General features: G+C 58.3%; 18 protein-coding genes and 1 tRNA gene. 7 read left to right on the top strand and 12 right to left on the bottom strand.

Annotated features, from left to right (window positions below):
* Positions 1-22: 22 nt before the first annotated feature.
* The 3 genes from CGZ77_RS04735 to CGZ77_RS04725 all read right to left on the bottom strand — a co-directional run bounded on the left by CGZ77_RS04735 (position 23) and on the right by CGZ77_RS04725 (position 2,218).
* Positions 23-955, bottom strand: a complete 933-nt coding sequence (locus tag CGZ77_RS04735; protein ID WP_009426974.1) for an alpha/beta hydrolase — start codon at positions 953-955, stop codon at positions 23-25.
* A gap of 182 nt (positions 956-1,137) precedes the next feature.
* Positions 1,138-1,212 (bottom strand) — tRNA-Arg (locus CGZ77_RS04730).
* 31 nt (positions 1,213-1,243) lie between these two features.
* Positions 1,244-2,218 (bottom strand): polyprenyl synthetase family protein, encoded by a 975-nt coding sequence (locus CGZ77_RS04725; protein ID WP_009426975.1) that lies wholly within the window; start codon positions 2,216-2,218, stop codon positions 1,244-1,246.
* Between the two features lie 220 nt (positions 2,219-2,438).
* Between CGZ77_RS04725 and rplU the strand changes: the two genes are divergently transcribed.
* The 4 genes from rplU (at position 2,439) to CGZ77_RS04705 (ending at position 5,316) form a co-directional block, all read left to right on the top strand.
* A complete protein-coding gene (gene rplU / locus CGZ77_RS04720; RefSeq protein ID WP_009117569.1) occupies positions 2,439-2,747 on the top strand; it encodes a 50S ribosomal protein L21 in 309 nt (102 codons plus the stop codon).
* A 28-nt stretch (positions 2,748-2,775) separates the two neighbouring features.
* A complete protein-coding gene (gene rpmA / locus CGZ77_RS04715) occupies positions 2,776-3,051 on the top strand; it encodes a 50S ribosomal protein L27 (RefSeq protein WP_009426977.1) in 276 nt (91 codons plus the stop codon).
* Between the two features lie 160 nt (positions 3,052-3,211).
* Positions 3,212-3,415: a hypothetical protein gene (locus CGZ77_RS04710; RefSeq protein WP_009426979.1), complete on the top strand. Its 204-nt coding sequence runs from the start codon at positions 3,212-3,214 to the stop codon at positions 3,413-3,415.
* The gene (locus tag CGZ77_RS04705) at positions 3,412-5,316 is read left to right on the top strand and encodes a nucleoside-diphosphate sugar epimerase/dehydratase (protein WP_009426980.1); all 1,905 of its coding nucleotides are present in this window, start codon (positions 3,412-3,414) and stop codon (positions 5,314-5,316) included. Before CGZ77_RS04710 ends, CGZ77_RS04705 begins: the two co-directional genes overlap by 4 nt.
* A gap of 168 nt (positions 5,317-5,484) precedes the next feature.
* Here CGZ77_RS04705 and lysA read toward each other — a convergent pair whose 3' ends face one another.
* Both lysA and CGZ77_RS04695 read right to left on the bottom strand, forming a co-directional pair.
* Positions 5,485-6,717, bottom strand: coding sequence for a diaminopimelate decarboxylase (lysA, locus tag CGZ77_RS04700; RefSeq protein ID WP_009426981.1), 1,233 nt, complete (start codon positions 6,715-6,717; stop codon positions 5,485-5,487).
* Positions 6,714-6,896 (bottom strand): lipoprotein, encoded by a 183-nt coding sequence (locus CGZ77_RS04695; RefSeq protein WP_009426982.1) that lies wholly within the window; start codon positions 6,894-6,896, stop codon positions 6,714-6,716. The genes lysA and CGZ77_RS04695 overlap by 4 nt, the downstream gene beginning before the upstream one ends.
* A 60-nt stretch (positions 6,897-6,956) precedes the next feature.
* Here CGZ77_RS04695 and cyaY point away from each other — a divergent pair, with 60 nt between their 5' ends.
* A complete protein-coding gene (cyaY, locus tag CGZ77_RS04690; RefSeq protein ID WP_009426983.1) occupies positions 6,957-7,286 on the top strand; it encodes an iron donor protein CyaY in 330 nt (109 codons plus the stop codon).
* Between the two features lie 72 nt (positions 7,287-7,358).
* Here the strand turns inward: cyaY and CGZ77_RS04685 are convergent, their stop codons facing one another.
* The 7 genes from CGZ77_RS04685 to CGZ77_RS04660 form a co-directional block, all read right to left on the bottom strand.
* A complete protein-coding gene (locus CGZ77_RS04685; RefSeq protein WP_036496546.1) occupies positions 7,359-8,042 on the bottom strand; it encodes a HEPN domain-containing protein in 684 nt (227 codons plus the stop codon).
* A gap of 83 nt (positions 8,043-8,125) precedes the next feature.
* Complete coding sequence (locus tag CGZ77_RS04680; protein WP_009426985.1) at positions 8,126-8,929, bottom strand: DUF3944 domain-containing protein; 804 nt, start codon at positions 8,927-8,929, stop codon at positions 8,126-8,128.
* Positions 8,930-8,940: 11 nt separating this feature from the next.
* Positions 8,941-9,954 carry a GTPase family protein gene (locus CGZ77_RS04675; RefSeq protein ID WP_094030979.1) on the bottom strand — a complete coding sequence of 338 codons (1,014 nt, stop codon included), beginning with the start codon at positions 9,952-9,954 and terminating at the stop codon, positions 8,941-8,943.
* A 72-nt stretch (positions 9,955-10,026) separates the two neighbouring features.
* Positions 10,027-10,362: a hypothetical protein gene (locus CGZ77_RS04670; protein ID WP_009426987.1), complete on the bottom strand. Its 336-nt coding sequence runs from the start codon at positions 10,360-10,362 to the stop codon at positions 10,027-10,029.
* Positions 10,363-10,501: 139 nt separating this feature from the next.
* The gene (locus CGZ77_RS12015) at positions 10,502-10,669 is read right to left on the bottom strand and encodes a hypothetical protein (RefSeq protein ID WP_157058146.1); all 168 of its coding nucleotides are present in this window, start codon (positions 10,667-10,669) and stop codon (positions 10,502-10,504) included.
* Positions 10,657-11,562 carry a YafY family protein gene (locus CGZ77_RS04665; protein ID WP_094030978.1) on the bottom strand — a complete coding sequence of 302 codons (906 nt, stop codon included), beginning with the start codon at positions 11,560-11,562 and terminating at the stop codon, positions 10,657-10,659. Before CGZ77_RS04665 ends, CGZ77_RS12015 begins: the two co-directional genes overlap by 13 nt.
* A 330-nt stretch (positions 11,563-11,892) precedes the next feature.
* Positions 11,893-13,308: a leucyl aminopeptidase gene (locus tag CGZ77_RS04660; RefSeq protein ID WP_036496547.1), complete on the bottom strand. Its 1,416-nt coding sequence runs from the start codon at positions 13,306-13,308 to the stop codon at positions 11,893-11,895.
* Between the two features lie 113 nt (positions 13,309-13,421).
* On the opposite strand from CGZ77_RS04660, the gene lptF reads away from it, so the two are divergent.
* Positions 13,422-14,534 (top strand): LPS export ABC transporter permease LptF, encoded by a 1,113-nt coding sequence (lptF, locus tag CGZ77_RS04655; RefSeq protein WP_009426991.1) that lies wholly within the window; start codon positions 13,422-13,424, stop codon positions 14,532-14,534.
* A complete protein-coding gene (gene lptG / locus CGZ77_RS04650) occupies positions 14,531-15,601 on the top strand; it encodes an LPS export ABC transporter permease LptG (protein ID WP_009426992.1) in 1,071 nt (356 codons plus the stop codon). Before lptF ends, lptG begins: the two co-directional genes overlap by 4 nt.
* Positions 15,602-15,670 lie beyond the last annotated feature (69 nt).

Genomic DNA, 15,670 nt, shown 5'->3' with positions numbered 1-15,670 from the left:
ATATTCAGACGGCCGGGGTGTTTCAGCGTGCGGCGGCGGGTAGGGCTTGCTTGAAGGATATGCCGAGCAGGCCGCCGTGGGTGAGGTCGGGATAATGACGGTATTCGGCGGCCAGCCCTTGTCCGCGCAGCTTGGCGACGAGTTTTTCCCCCGCATCGGCGGGTACGGAGGCGATGACGGCGGCGCGTTTGGCCAGCATGTCGGCCTGTTTGGCGTCGGCGGGTTGTTTGTGGTGTGCTTTGCCGCTTTTCTCCAGCAACAGGCTGCGGCCGGAATAAGCATCTGCTTTGGCGGCGGCGCGTTCGGCGTAGCGCAGCATCAGGCCGTTTTGCCACCACAGGGCGGGGTCGGCGGCGATGTAGCGGGTGAAGGTTTGCGGCCGTTGGAACAGGGTGTAGAGAACGAACAGGCCGCCGTAGGAGTGGCCCCACAGGGCTTGCCGCGCGGGGTCGGTATGGGCGGCGCGTTCGACGGCGGGGCGGATTTTGCCGTCGATAAGTTCGAGCAGGGCGGGCGCGCCGCCGTTGCGCCGTCCGTCCATCAGCTGGTCGGGCAGACTGTTGCCGGACAAGTCGGGCGGGGTGTAGTCGTAGGCGCGGCGGGTGGTGTCGAAGCGCAGATCGGTCGGGTAACCGATCAGCACCAGCACGGGTGGATTGGCGGACAAGTCCTGCAATGCGGGGGCAGCGAGGTATTCGGGCAGGGCGTTTCCGTCGAGGGCGTAGAGGACGGGATAGCCTGCGGCGGGCGGCGGGCTGTCGGGAATGCCGAGGAAAACGCGGTAGGCTCGGCCGTTTTGGTCTTGGAAGGCTAATGTTTGGAAAGTGTAGCCGCTGTGCGGCGCGGTAAGGGCGGAGAGATCGGCGGGACGGGTGATTTCGTTGTTGGGCGAGGAGGACGGCGCGGCGGCGGCAAGGGCGGGTAGCAAGGCGAGGGCGGTAATAAGGGTTTTCATGGTGTTTCCGACGGATTGGGAAAGGGATAATGTAAGGGAAAACGGCGGTGGAGAAAAGGCCGTCTGAAAGCGGGGTGGTAGGGCGGTTTGGTTGGAAGTATGCTTTGACTTTGTTGAAACTGCGTTTTCAGACGGCCTGGTGCGGGAAAACGGGCGCCCCCGTAAGTGCGCCCGTTTGGACTTGGCCTCGCCGACAGGAATCGAACCTGTATTTTACGCTTAGGAGGCATACGTTCTATCCGTTGAACTACGGCGAGGTGTGGAAAATCAATTTTGGAAAACAGTTGCTTACGACACGCGCGCTAATGATTCTTCGGCCAGTTGGCGCATGGCGCGGCTTACTTCGTTGTCGGGCAGGTTTTGCAGGCAGGCGAGGGCTTGGTCTACCGCTTTGCGTGCCTGCTGCGCGGCGTAGGCGAGCGCGTCGGAGGTGGCGACGTGGGCATGGATTTGCGCGAAGCGGCTGCGGTCGGCGTTTTGCAGGGCGTCACGCACGTCCTGTGCGGCTTCGGGGCTGCCTTGGCGCATCAGGTAAATCAGCGGCAGGGTGGGTTTGCCTTCGGCCAGGTCGTCGCCGACGTTTTTGCCGATTTCGGCCGGGTCGCCGCAATAGTCGAGAATGTCGTCGACGATTTGGAAGGCGGTGCCGACATACATGCCGTAGTCGCGCAGGGCGGCTTCCTGCTGCGGCGTCGCGCCTGCCAGTATCGCGCCGACTTGGGCGGCGGCCTCGAACAGCTTGGCGGTTTTGTATTGGATGACGCGGACGTATTCTTCTTCGCTGATGTCGGTGTTGCCGATATTCATTAGCTGCATTACTTCGCCTTCGGCAATGATGTTGGTGGCATCGGCCATGACTTCGAGGATGCGCATGCTGCCCGAGCCGACCATCAGTTGGAAGGCGCGGGTATATAAGAAGTCGCCTACCAAAACGGCGGCGGCGTTGCCGAACAGGTTGTTGGCCGTTTCGCGGCCGCGCCGCATATCGCTTTCGTCGACCACATCGTCGTGCAGCAGGGTGGAGGTGTGGATGAATTCCACCATCGCGGCGAGGGAGTAGAGTTTGTCGTCGTCGTAGCCCAGCGATTTGCCTGCCAAAATGGTGATAATCGGCCGCAAACGCTTGCCGCCCGCGCCGATGATATAGTTGCCTATCTGCGAAATCAGGGCGACTTCCGACTGTACCGCGCGTTCGACCACCTGATTGACGCGGCCAAGGTCGGCGGCAAGGTTTTGTTGGAAATAGGGCAGATGTTCGAGCATGGCGGTATCGGCGGCGGAAGGGTTGCTGCGCGGCGGGCAGAAGTCAGAAAGCGTGGGATTATAGCACAAAGGCCATCTGAAAAACGGGATGTTGCGTGGGCAGGCGGCCATATATGCGGCATACGGTTTGACAAAACAGACACTTGTCCCTAGAATGCGCCGTTTCGCGCATGGTGCGCGGAATTTTTGTTTAACCGAAATCCCATTTATGGAGTTGAGTATGTACGCGGTCGTAAAAACCGGCGGCAAACAATACAAAGTTGCCGTTGGCGAAAAATTGAAAGTAGAACAGATACCTGCCGAACTCGACAGCCAAATCGAACTGACCGAAGTTTTGATGATTGCTGACGGCGAATCTGTAAAAGTAGGCGCGCCCTTTATCGAAGGCGCGAAAGTAACGGCCAAAGTAGTGGCACACGGCCGCGGCGAGAAAATCCGCATTTTCAAAATGCGCCGCCGCAAACACTACCAGAAACGCCAGGGCCACCGCCAGAATTTCACCCAAATCGAAATCGTGGCCATCGCCTAATTTCTAATCCAAGTCAGGAGTATCCAACATGGCAAGTAAAAAAGCAGGCGGCAGTACCCGCAACGGCCGCGATTCCGAAGCCAAACGCTTGGGCGTGAAAGCCTACGGCAACGAGCTGATTCCCGCAGGTTCCATCATCGTGCGCCAGCGCGGCACCAAATTCCACGCAGGCGACAACGTCGGCATGGGCAAAGACCACACTCTGTTCGCCAAAGTGGACGGCTATGTGGAATTCGCCGTCAAAGGCCGTTTGAACCGCAAAACCGTGAGCGTGCGCCCCTACACCGGCGCGGAAGAAGCGTAAACGGCAGACAGTATGCAGCGAACCCGTCCTTTGGGCGGGTTTTTTGTGTCTTGCCGCCGCCCGCGGCGCTTCGGGTATCGGCAGCATGCGCTGTCTTTCACCGATAACTTGGAGGCCGTCTGAAGCTTGGAGGCCGACTTCAAAACCAACCGAACGCCGCATGGCGAAAACGGGGCAGCCGAAAGACACAAATGCGCCTGCCCGCATCCCGTTCCGCCACGTTTTCAGACGGCCTCCCACGCCGCAGATGCAAGCGGCGCCGCGCTATAATGCAGGCCGTCTGAAACACGTTTTGCCCGCTTTGCCGCAACCCTGTTTTCAGACGGCCTGTCCGTCATTTCTTTCCGACACCTTTCCCGAATGATGCTCGAAACCCTGCTGGCGCTGCCGCGCAATGTGAAAAAACTGCTGTTTGTCGTCCACGACATCCTGCTGGTTTTCTGCGCCTTCTGGTTTACCCAAAGCCTGAAAGCCGATTACGACAACGAATGGGCCGACCCCGCCAACTGGTATGCGCTGGCCGCCACCACCGCCTTCACCGTCGTGCTCTTCGTACGGCTGGGGCTTTACCGCGCGGTGACGCGCTACATCAGCCTGCGCATTCTCGCCGTCGCCCTGTTCGGCAGCTTCGCCTCCATGCTGGCGTTTTTTTTCAGCGTGCTGCTGTTCGAGCGCCAGCTGCGCCTTGCCCTGCCCGTGGTGTTTTTCTTTCTGATGGTGGTGCTGATTGCCGGTTCGCGCCTGCTGCTGCGGCTGGTGCTCACCGAACGCAGCGAGCGCCACGGCGCGGCGGCGGTGATTATCTACGGCGCGGGACAGTCGGGGCGGCAGCTGGCCGAAGCGGTGCGACAGGTACACGAATACCGCCCCGCCGCCTTTGTCGACGACAATCCGCGCCTGCAAAACACCACCGTCAGCGACCTGCCCGTGTTCGCCCCCGCAGAAATCGAACGGCTGATCAGACAATACGGCATCCGCAAAATCCTCCTCGCCATCCCCAGCGCGGGCGCACAACAGCGGCGTGACATCCTGCGCCGCCTCGAAGCCTATCCCTGCGAAGTACTCGCCATTCCCGGCATGAAAGACTTGGTTGACGGACGCATCCACACCGGCGTATTGAAAAAAATCTCCGCCGCCGACCTTTTGGGACGCGAACCCGTCGCCCCGCTCCCCGACCTGATGGCGCGCGACATCGCGGGCAAGAGCGTGATGGTAACGGGCGCGGGCGGCTCTATCGGCTCGGAGCTGTGCCGCCAGATTATCGCCCTCGCGCCCTCGCGGCTGGTGCTGTTCGAACTGTCGGAATTTTCCCTCTACACCATCGAACGCGAGCTGGCCGAATGGCGGCAGCAGCACGGCGGCGGCTGCGAAATCCTGCCGCTTTTAGGCTCGGTGCAGGACGAAGGCCGTCTGAAAAGCGTCATGTCCGCCTTCGATGTCGACACCATCTACCACGCCGCCGCCTACAAACACGTCCCCATGGTTGCCCTCAATACCGTCGAAGGCGTGCGCAACAACCTTTTCGGCACACTCGCCTGCGCCCGAGCCGCACAAGAAAGCGGCGTCTCCACCTTCGTCCTGATTTCCACCGACAAAGCCGTGCGCCCCACCAACACCATGGGCGCGAGCAAACGCATGGCCGAACTCGTCTTACAGGCGCTCGCCGCCGAACCCGCCTGCCACACCCGTTTTTGTATGGTGCGCTTCGGCAACGTGCTCGGCTCGTCCGGCTCCGTCGTCCCCGCCTTTGAAAAACAAATCGCCGCAGGCGGCCCCGTCACCCTCACCCATCCCGACATCACCCGCTATTTCATGACCATCCCCGAAGCCGCCCAGCTCGTTATCCAGGCCGGCGCGATGGGCAAAGGCGGCGACGTGTTCGTGCTCGACATGGGAGAATCCGTCAAAATCATCGACCTCGCCCGCCAAATGATCCGCCTCTCCGGCCTCGAAGTGAAAGACGATACCCACCCGCAGGGCGACATCGAAATCCGCATTACCGGCCTGCGCCCGGGCGAAAAACTCTACGAAGAGCTGCTGATCGGCGACAACGCCGCCCCCACCGGCCACCCGCGCATCCTCACCGCCAGCGAAACCATGCTGCCCTGGCCGCAGCTCTCCGTTTTGCTCGACCAAATCGCCGCCGCCTGCGACCGCGGCGACCAGCCCGAAATCCGCCGCCTCCTGCTCGCCGCCCCCACCGCCTTCAACCCGCAAGACGGCCTGTGCGATTTGGTGTGGACGGCGCAACAGCAAAACGGCTGAGCAAAAGGCATCAGGCCGTCTGAAAACGCAAACCGTGCTGCCGTTCGACTGCCGCCGCTGTTTCAGACGGCCTCAAACCTTTATCGCGCGGCGCGTCGGCGGAGCATCATCAAGGCCGTCTGAAACCCGTTTTTCGGTTTTCAGACGGCCTTTTTGCATCCGCAGCAATCAGTCCGCCGCGTTCAGGCATTCCCTTTCGTTGGCCAGCATTTCTTCGATGGTTTCGCGGCGGCGCACAAGGCGGGCTTGGCTGCCGCAAACCAGCACTTCGGCGGCGCGGGGGCGGGTGTTGTAGTTGCCCGCCATGCTCGAGGCGTAAGCCCCCGCGCTGTGCACAACCAGCAAATCGTCCGCCTGTGCCGCGATGCTGCGGTCTTTGGCGAGGAAGTCGCCCGTTTCGCAAATCGGGCCGACGATGTCGGCGGCGAAGGGGGCGGCGGACGGCGTTTCGGCAGGTTCGATGTGGTGGTAGGCCTGATAGAGGGCGGGGCGCATCAAATCGTTCATGGCGGCGTCGGTGATAACGAAGTTTTTGTTTTCGTTGTGTTTGACGTATTCGACGCGGGTGAGCAGAACGCCCGCGTTGCCGACGAGGCTGCGGCCGGGTTCGAGTATCAGGCCGAGTGTGCGGCTGCCGATAAGTTCGCGCACGGCGGCGGCGTAGGCGGCGAGATCGGGTGTGTCTTCGTCGCGGTAGACGATGCCGACGCCGCCGCCCAAGTCGATGTGCTGCAAGGCGATGCCCTGCGCGGCGAGGCGGTCGGCGAGACTAAGGATGCGTTCGCAGGCTTCGACGAGCGGGTCGAGTTTGATGAGCTGCGAACCGATGTGGCAGTCGATGCCGACGACGCGCAGGTGCGGCAGTTCGGCGGCGCGGCGGTAGGCGGCTTCGGCGTCGCGCATGGCGATGCCGAATTTGTTTTCTTTCAGGCCGGTGGAGATATAGGGATGGGTTTGCGCGTCCACATCGGGATTGATGCGCAGGGAAACGGGCGCGCGCAGGTTCAGACGGCCTGCAACGTCGTTGATGCGTTCGAGCTCGGGCAGGCTCTCGACGTTGAAACACTTGATGCCCGCTTTGAGGGCAAACTCGATTTCGGCCTCGCTTTTGCCGACGCCGGAGAAAATGGTTTTCGCCGCGCTGCCGCCTGCGGCCAGGACGCGGGCGAGTTCGCCGCCGGAAACGATGTCGAAGCCGCTGCCCAGCTCGGCGAAGCGGCGGATAACGGCCAGGTTACCGTTGGCTTTGACGGCGTAGCAGATGAGGGGGTTGAGGGCGGCAAAGGCGGTTTGGTAGGCGGCGTAGGCTTGGTCGAGGGCGGCTTGGCTGTAAACGTAAAGCGGCGTGCCGTAGCGTTCGGCCAGCTCGGTGTAGCTGAGGTTTTCGCAGCGCAGGGTCATGGTCGGGTTTCCGTGGATTGTGCGGGTGTTTTGGCGGGGCGGACGGGTTTTTTCAGACCGGTTTGTACCGCGCCGAAGCCCGCTTTGTCGTTTTCTTTGGGCAGATAGAGGTCGCCTTTGAAGCCGCAGGCGGCCAGCAGCAGAAGGGCGGCCAAAGCGGCCGCGACGGGGGTTTTCATGGTTTTTTTGCGTTCTCTGTGGCAAGATGCGCGCCATTTTAACCCAATCTGACAAAGCAAATGATGACGGAAAGTGAATTTTTGCAGCATTCGGACGCGCTGTTTGCCTATATAGAAGACGAAATCGACGGCAGCGGCTTGGACTTCGACTGCCAGCGCGCGGGCAATGTGCTGACGATAGAGGCGGAAGACGGCACGCAGGTGATTGTCAACCGCCACACGCCCAATCAGGAATTGTGGATTGCGGCCAAAAGCGGCGGCTACCATTTCGCCGAGCAGAACGGCCGATGGCTCGCCACGCGCGACGGGCAGGAGTTTTTCGCCGTACTCTCCGAAGTGCTGTCCGCCGCCTGCGGCGAAACGGTCGATATTGCGCCGTTTGCCGGATGAGTTTTGCAGATAGAGGTCGTCTGAAAACCTTTTAATCGGGTTTTCAGACGGCCTTTTTAAACCTGCTTCCGCCTAACCGTTGTCTTTGACATAAGGATAAAACGGCCTGCCCCAATCGCGCTGCGGGTGCTGCTGCATGATGTGCAGCACGGCGGGAATCAGGTCGGCGAGGATATGGCAGGCGTCTTTAAGCTGGCGGCGGTTGGCACTGCTGCCGAAGGTCGCGCCGCCGTGCACCATCTGGTTGCGCAGGGTGTAAAGACGGTCGAACAACACGGCCAGCACGGTATCGGTATCCTGCGCGGCCAATGCGGCATGCGCTTTCTTTTTGGCGCGGGCAAAATCCTCCTGCCATGCGGCCTCGCTGATTTTGCCGTTGTGGAAATCCCAAAAGGGCAGGAAGGTGTAGCGGTTGTCCAGCAAGGTGCGGATGCTGCCCGAATAGGTCTGCCAAACCAGCTTATAGAGCAGCCGCTCCTTGTCCAGGCTGCACACGGTTTGCAGAAACTGCCTGAAATCGCTGCGCTCCGTGGGCATCGAATGCCTGTCGATTTCATTGGCGTAGGCGGCGTTAAAGGCAATCCACAGGGCGATAAAGCGGAAATCCAAACCTTCGCTGTTTTCAGACGGCCTTTGCGCCTCTGCGGCGGCTTTGAGCCAGCTTAGCGCGCGGTGGATGCGCAGGCGGAAGGATTCGGGGTAGGTGTCGCGGTGTTGGCGGTAGTAGGAGTTGGTGCTGTCAAGATTTGCCGTCATGGGAAGCTCCTTATAAGGTTGAGGCCGTCTGAAAGGTTTTAACTTCGTTGAAGCTTTGCTTTCAGACGGCCGGTATTTGCGGATTACTGGGAGGTTAAATCGCTTTCTTCGCGTTTGTACCTCTCCAATTCACGTTGGTATTCGGTAAGTAGATGTTTTTTCTCTAATTCGTCCTGTCGACGCAGCCAGGCAATATTTAATACGGCAGGAATGGTTACACGGTAGGCCGGCCCTGCGAAATCAATCGCTGTCCATGCCCCTATAATTGCCCAACCAATTGGACCGGTAAGAAAAGATACTGTTCGAGCCAATAAAGAGCTGCCTGCAACGGCCAAGCCTCTGCCAAGAATAGCAGTCAATGCGCTATCAATAATGATTGATGCCAATTGGTAAGATTGAATGCCGCCCGAACGAAAAGCAGTGATAAATGCCGCTAGCAATGCTTCTTTGCTCAGGGAAGTGGCAGAAGAAATACCGATTTTGTTCGCTAATTTCTGTAAATCTTTGCTATCGAGTTTGCTGGCGCCAGTCTCAAGGATTTTCTCTAAAAGTGCACTTTCCAAATCAGCAGTTGATACGTTTTTGTCAAATTTGACTTTCATTTTTTCAGCCACATCAGACAAAACTTCCCGATAAAGCACGCCTTTTCCGCCGCGTGCCATTGTGGCAAAGGAGTTTGCGCCAAACGTTTGGATTTCAGCAGCAATCTCCTGCCAGTATTTCTGATGATCGGGAACGTATTTTTTGTAGGATTCAGATTTGCTTAATTCTTCGGTAATCCGTTCTTTGCCATCGGTATCGTAGATTAGGCAGTACACCAAATCATTCAAATCACGGCTTTCCATTTCCGCAAGAAATTCTAGATCTTTGTCTTCACGATATGCCATGTTTCGATCCTTTATTCGTTATTTTTGTTTGCTTTTTCTTTAAACAGCGATATAGCCCAGTTAAAAGCGGCTTCACGAGCTTCTTTTGATGAAAGTACGGCAACAACTGTATCTTTTGCAAAATCAACAGTTTTTTCTGCTACCTCTTTGGTGGAGTCAATAATTTTAAGCCCCATATCCGTTGCAAACAATTTGATGTTTTCCCAAAGAGATTCTTCAATTTTTTCTTTTATTTCATCTTGATAGTCTTTGTCATTATCTTGAAAAACAGACTCGTCCTGATTTACATCCTGCATGACGATTGCCCTTTTTTTCAATGGCAGATGGGTCAGGATATGGCTCAGTAGTTTTTCCATATTGTACGGCTGTTGTGTTTCGTCTCCGTCTTTAAAACCAGCCACATAGTAAATCATGTCGGCATTCAAACCGGTATCTTCCTGAATCCGTTTGCGGGTGGATTCGAGTTTTTCCTGTAATATGGTTTCCAATTTTTTAGTGGGACGGTTGTTTTCGCTGTCCCATCCGCGCCCGCTGTTGGCCATATCGGCTTTATTGATGGCAACCAATAGGCGGTTTTTATCTGCTTCGGCTAAATTCGGGCTGATAACTTCTTTGATAATGGTGTAGGCAGAGCTAAAGTCGCGGCTGGCGCCGTCCAATATCAGCAGCACCATATCGATTAACGGCTGGCCGTTTTCATCCTTTTCATGCAGTTTTTTCTCGATTTGCTCCTTATAACGCCGGTCATTAGCAGCAGAGTCGCCAAATCCCGGAGTGTCCCAAATAATCAGGTTGTCCCATTTGTAGGCTTTAAGTTCGGCAGTTTCGGGTTCTGCGCCTTGTCCGACAGGTGCACGATTATCTTTGAACAGCCCGTTAATGGTAGAGCTTTTGCCGACACCTGTTCCGCCAACCAGCAGAACATTGACTTTGGTGCTTCGCAGTCTGTTGGTTAATTCTCTAAGTTGCGATTTGCTTAAACCTTGAATTTCACTGTTTTCCAAAACATCAAAAATATTAAACATGGTTTTACTCTCCTACACTGGTTTCAGATAAAAGCCTTGCGGCGGAAATGCGGCGGATGCCGCGAAAAACGGTTATTTCTTAAATTCCACAATCAGCCGGTTATTCGCCAAGTCTTTGCAGACTTCGTAATCGGGGTTGTAGGTGGCGATATTGTGGGCGGCGATGCCGACGGCTGTGGCGATGCCTGCGCCTGCGTGGAAAATGCCGACTGCGGCGGCGGCCAGGCGTCCACGGGTGTAGATGCGGCAGGTGAGCCGCTGTTTTTCGATTTCGGCCTCGACGGCGAGAACGGTGTCGGTCAGGGCGTCCAAATCGACGTCCCAGATTTGGAAGCTGCTGCGGCTTTCGATCAGTTGCGGCAGTTGTCCGTTCAGGTCGGCGAGGGCGATTTTTCGGGTTTCGGTCATGGCTTGTCCTTTTGCTTGTTTTGGCGGTATGGTGTTGCGGGCAGCTTTGGGTTGCAAAGCGGTAGGGGTCTTTTACGGCTGCAATATATGGTTTTCTTTTCCTGAGGCCGTCTGAAAGGGTTTTCAGACGGCCTTTTGTTTATTTCCTGTTGCGGGTCATAAAAAACAGGCCGAGCGCGAAAGCGGCCAAAACCAGCAATATCGCCGCCCATGTGGGCAGATAGGGCAGCCAGCCGCCGGAATGGGAGATGGCGTTGCCTATCAGCCGTAGGAGTATTTCAAGAAGTTCGCCGATCATCTTTCCCATTTTTCATCCTTTCCGTCGAGATAGGCGCGCAGTTTGCGTTCCATCTGTTCCTGCAAACCAGCGGGGCTGACGATGGAGACGTGGGGTATCCAGTATTGGACGATGGGCACGACTTCCATCGGGCTGACGTTTTTGCAGGCCAGAAGCAGGCTGCCGTCTTCGAGGCTGCGCACGGTTTCCTGGTTGGGCAGCAGGGCGCGGCGGGTGAAGTAGGGGGCGGCGCGTGCGGCGATGCGGACTACGATTTCGCCGATGTGGTTGCCGTGGTAGAGGCTGTCGCTCTCTTCGATGCGGCGGGAGAGGTCTTCGTCGAACAGGAAGGTGTCGCGCTCTTTTTGCGGGTTGCGGATTTGGCTGAAACAGAAGGTTTTCTGTTTGCCGCAATCGAGGCCGGCGAGGTACCAGATGCCGTTTTTGTTGACGAGGCGGTAGGGTTCGAGGCGGTAGTTTTTGATGCTGCCGTCGGTTTTGACGTAGGCGAAGGAGAGGATGTTGCGCTGTTCGACGGCTTGGGTGATGAGGTCGAATTCGTTTTGGCGCTCTTTGATGTCTTCGTATTGGAAGCCTTTGACGGTGACGCTTTGGCGCAGGGCTTCGCGGAAGAATTTGCGGTCGGGTTCGGGGAAGAGGTCTTGAATGCTGGCGAAGCGGCAGATGCGTTCGATTTCGCCCGCGCCGAGGTGGCCGTGGCGGTTTTTGTCGATGAAGTAGCCTTTGCTGTTTTTGTCGAGCAGGTGGGAGAGGCGGCCGATGTCGCGCTGGATGGTGCGCAATGAGATTTCGTATTTGGCGGCCAGTTGCTGCGGAACGAGGATTTCGCCGTTGTTGAGGCGGGTGAGGATGTCGGCCAGTCTTTCGGCGATTTTGAGCTGGTTTTTGCTGGGTGAAGCCATGTTTTCGGTTCGCTGTGTTTGGATGGGCGACAGTATGCGCGGGTGCTGCGACAGGATTTGTCGTGGCAAAAACGGGTTTTTGATGTTTTTATTAGTCGATTGTTTTGAAATTGTTTTTTTTTTTTTGCTTTATATAAACGGTTTGATTATTTGACAAGCGGTATAGATCGGCATTGTAACTGCTTTTGATTTTTTGTAAAGATTTTGTTTTTCAGACGGCCTTTGGGTTACAAGTGGGGCGTTGCCCCGTGCGGTACGCCCTACCCAATATTAAAAGGCCGTCTGAAACCTTTGCGGTTTTCAGACGGCCTTTTGTGTTGCGGAAGGGGTTTACGCTCTGTTGCGCAGGAATTCCAGCAGGAGGGGGACGGGGCGGCCGGTGGCGCCTTTTTCTTTGCCGGATTTCCAGGCGGTGCCGGCGATGTCGAGGTGTGCCCACGGGTAGGTTTCGGTGAAGTGCGACAGGAAGGCGGCGGCGGTAATCGTGCCGGCGGGTCGGCCGCCAATGTTTTGCAGGTCGGCAAAGTTGGATTTGAGCTGTTCTTTGTATTCGGGGAACAGGGGGAGCTGCCAGGCTTTGTCGTTGGCGGCGCGGGCGGCGGCGAGGAGTTGGTCGGCCAACTCCTGGTTGTTGGCCAGCAGGCCGCTGGCGGTGTGGCCGAGGGCGATGATGCAGGCGCCGGTGAGGGTGGCGACGTCGATCACGGCGGCAGGCTCGAATTGTGCGGCGTAGGTGAGGGCGTCGCAGAGGATGAGGCGGCCTTCGGCGTCGGTATTGAGGATTTCGATCGTGGTGCCGTTCATGGCGGTGACGATGTCGCCGGGTTTGCTTGCGCCGGCGTCGGGCATATTTTCGCAGGTGGGGACGACGGCAATCAGGTTGACGGGAAGCCTGGCTTTGACGGCAGCAACGAATGTGCCGATTACGCTTGCCGCGCCGCACATATCATATTTCATTTCGTCCATTGCTTCGCCGGGTTTGAGGGAGATGCCGCCTGAATCGAAGGTGATGCCTTTGCCGACGAGGACGACAGGCGCGGCGGCGGGGTCGGAGGCGCCCATCCAGCGCATCTCGATCAGGTAGGGGTTTTGCACGCTGCCTTTGGCGACAGACCAAAACGCGCCCATGTGTTCGCGGATGTATTCTTTATCGAGGATTTTGGCCGAGGCGCCGAATTTTTCGGCTTCGGCTTTGGCGGTTTCGGCGAGGTATTGCGGGGTGCAGACATTGGGGGCGGTATTGCCGAGGTCTTTGCACAGGTTGATGCCGTAGAGGGCGGCTTCGGCGGCGGCTAAGGCCGTCTGAACGACGGCGGCGTGTTCGGGGGCGTAAAAAGCGGCGCTTTGCAGCTTGGCGGGTTTGGCTTCTTTTTTGAAGCGGTCGAAACGGTAAACGGCCGCGCCGAAGGCGAGGGCGGACACTTCGGCAGTCAGGGCGGCTTCGGCGGCGGAGAGGGCGGACAAATCGACGGCAATGCTTTCCTGCTTCTGCGCCCAGGCGGCGGCTTCGGCGGCGGCTTTTTCCAGCTCGGCGCGGGCAAAGGCGGCGGGGCGGCAGACGGCGACGGCGCGCAGTTTGCCTTCGGACACGGTTTGCGCGGCGGCGAAGGTGTCGCCGTTTTCCAGCGAAGCAAGCAGCAGGGCGGCGGTTTCGTCGGTGCGGACGGTGATGCCTGCGGGCACGATATAGAGCACTGCGCCTGCGGCCTGCGGCTGCAAAGATTCGGCTTTTGTGATAAATTCCATTTTCCTAATTTCCTGTCGGTTGCTGTGAGAATCCGCAGGATTGTACTCCATCATACAGGCCGTCTGAAACCGCCGCCGCGCCTTTTCAGACGGCCTTTGCCGATAATGCGTTTATGATTTACCGCCAAAACTTCATTAAAGAACTCACCTTCGCCGCCGTCGGCATTTTTGCCGTGGTGCTGGCGGTGCTGGTGTCCACGCAGGCCGTGAACCTGCTCGGCCGCGCCGCCGACGGGCGCGTGGCGGTGGACGCCGTTGCCGCGCTGATCGGCTTCTGGACGCTGGGCATGACGCCGCTTCTGCTGGTGCTCACCGCCTATATTTCCACCCTCGCCGTGCTCACGCGCTTTTGGCGCGACAGCGAAATGTCGGTGTGGCTCTCCTGCGGCCTGTCGCTGAAACAGTGGCTGCGTCCCGTGCTTGCCTTCGCCCTGCCCTTTGCCGTGCTGATTGCCGTGATGCAGCTTTCCGTTTTGCCGTGGGCGGAACTGCGCAGCCGCGAGTTTGCCGAACTTTTGAAGCAGAAGCAGGAACTGTCGCTGGTGGAAGAGGGCGAGTTCCGCACGCTGGGCAAACGCAACGGCCGCGTGTATTTCGTCGAAACCTTCAACACCGAATCGGGCGTGATGAAAAACCTCTTTCTGCGCGAGCAGGATAGTAAAGGACGGGAAAACGTCGTCTTCGCCAAAGAAGGCCGCTTCGCCCTCAACGACCACAAACGCACGCTCGAACTGACGCAGGGTTACCGTTACAGCGGCATCCCCGGCGAAGCCGATTACAACCGCGTCGGCTTCGAGCGCCTCAGCCTCGTCATCAGCACCACGCCGAAAATCATCAACCCCATCGACCACCGCCGCACCATTCCCACCGCCCGCCTTATCGGCAGCGACAACCCGCAATACCGCGCCGAACTGATGTGGCGCGTCAGCCTGCCGCTGGCCGCGCTCATCCTCGCCGTGCTTGCCGTGCCGCTCTCCTATTACAACCCACGCACCGGCCATACCTACAACATCCTGTTTGCCATCGGCTTTTTCCTGATTTACCAAAACGGCCTCACCTTCCTGCGCAACGCCATCGAAAACGGCAAAATCGGCTTTTGGGCGGGACTCCTGCCGCCGCATCTTGCCATGCTGGCCGCCGCCTTCCTGTTGCTGCGCATCCGCTCCATGCCTGCGCAGCCCTTCGGCCAAGCGCTCAAAGCCGCCCTGAAAGGCAGCAAACCATGAAACTCATCGCCCGCTATCTCGTCAGGCAGCTTGCCGGCGCCAGCCTTTATGCCATGTTTGCCCTGCTTACCCTCTACAGCTTTTTCGACATCGTCGGCGAAGTGGGCGACATCGGCGAAGGCAGCTACAACGGCGTCAAAATGATGCAGTACGTCCTGCTGCAAATTCCCGACCACGCCTATCAGATGATGCCGCTGGCCGTCTTAATCGGCGGCCTCATCGCCCTCAGCCGCCTCGCCGCCAACAGCGAGCTCACCGTGATCAAAACCAGCGGCATGAGCACCGCCGGACTCATCTCCATCCTCCTTGCCTTCGGCCTGATTTTCGCCTGCGGCACCGCCGTTCTCGGCGAATGGGCCGCGCCTGCCGCCAACCGCTACGCCGAAAACCTGAAAACCACCGCCAAAAACGGCCGCATCAGCACCGGCGCCGAAGGCCTGTGGATTAAAGAAAAAAGCACCATCGTCAACGTGCGCGAAATGCTGCCCGACCAAAGCCTGCGCGGCATCAAAGCCTTCCGCCTCAACGACGCCTTCCAACTGGCCGAAAGCTGGCAGGCCGACGCCGCCACAGTTGCCGCCGACGGCACATGGCATCTGCAGAACGTCCGTCGCAGCATCCTCGAAAAAGAGCGCGTGCGCACCGAGCGGCACGACAGCGAAAACTGGCAGGCCGACATCCGCAGCGGCCTGCTCGACGTCCTCCTCGTCAGCCCCAACCAAATGTCCGTCACCGCGCTGACCGCCTACATCGCCCACCTCGAAGACAACCGCCAGAAAACCGACCTCTACCGCATCGAATGGTGGCGCAAACTCATGTATCCCGTCGCCACCGTCGTCATGGCGCTTGTCGCACTCGCCTTCACCCCGCAATCGACGCGCCACGGCAATATGGGGCTCAAACTCTTCGGCGGCATCTGCCTCGGCCTCGCCTTCCACTTCGCCGGACGCCTGTTCGGCTTCACCAGCCAGCTCTACGGCATCCCGCCCTTTATCGCCGCCGTGCTGCCCACCCTGATCTTCGCCGTTTGGGCGGTGTGGCTGATACGCAGGCAGGAAGCGCGTTAGACTTGCCGCCGCACAAAGCATTGAGGCCGTCTGAAAGCATAAAGGCCGTCTGAAAAAAGCCTTTTCACT

This window comes from Neisseria sp. KEM232 (assembly GCF_002237445.1).
Lineage (GTDB): Bacteria > Pseudomonadota > Gammaproteobacteria > Burkholderiales > Neisseriaceae > Neisseria.
This window is presented reverse-complemented; position numbering and strand designations above follow the sequence as displayed.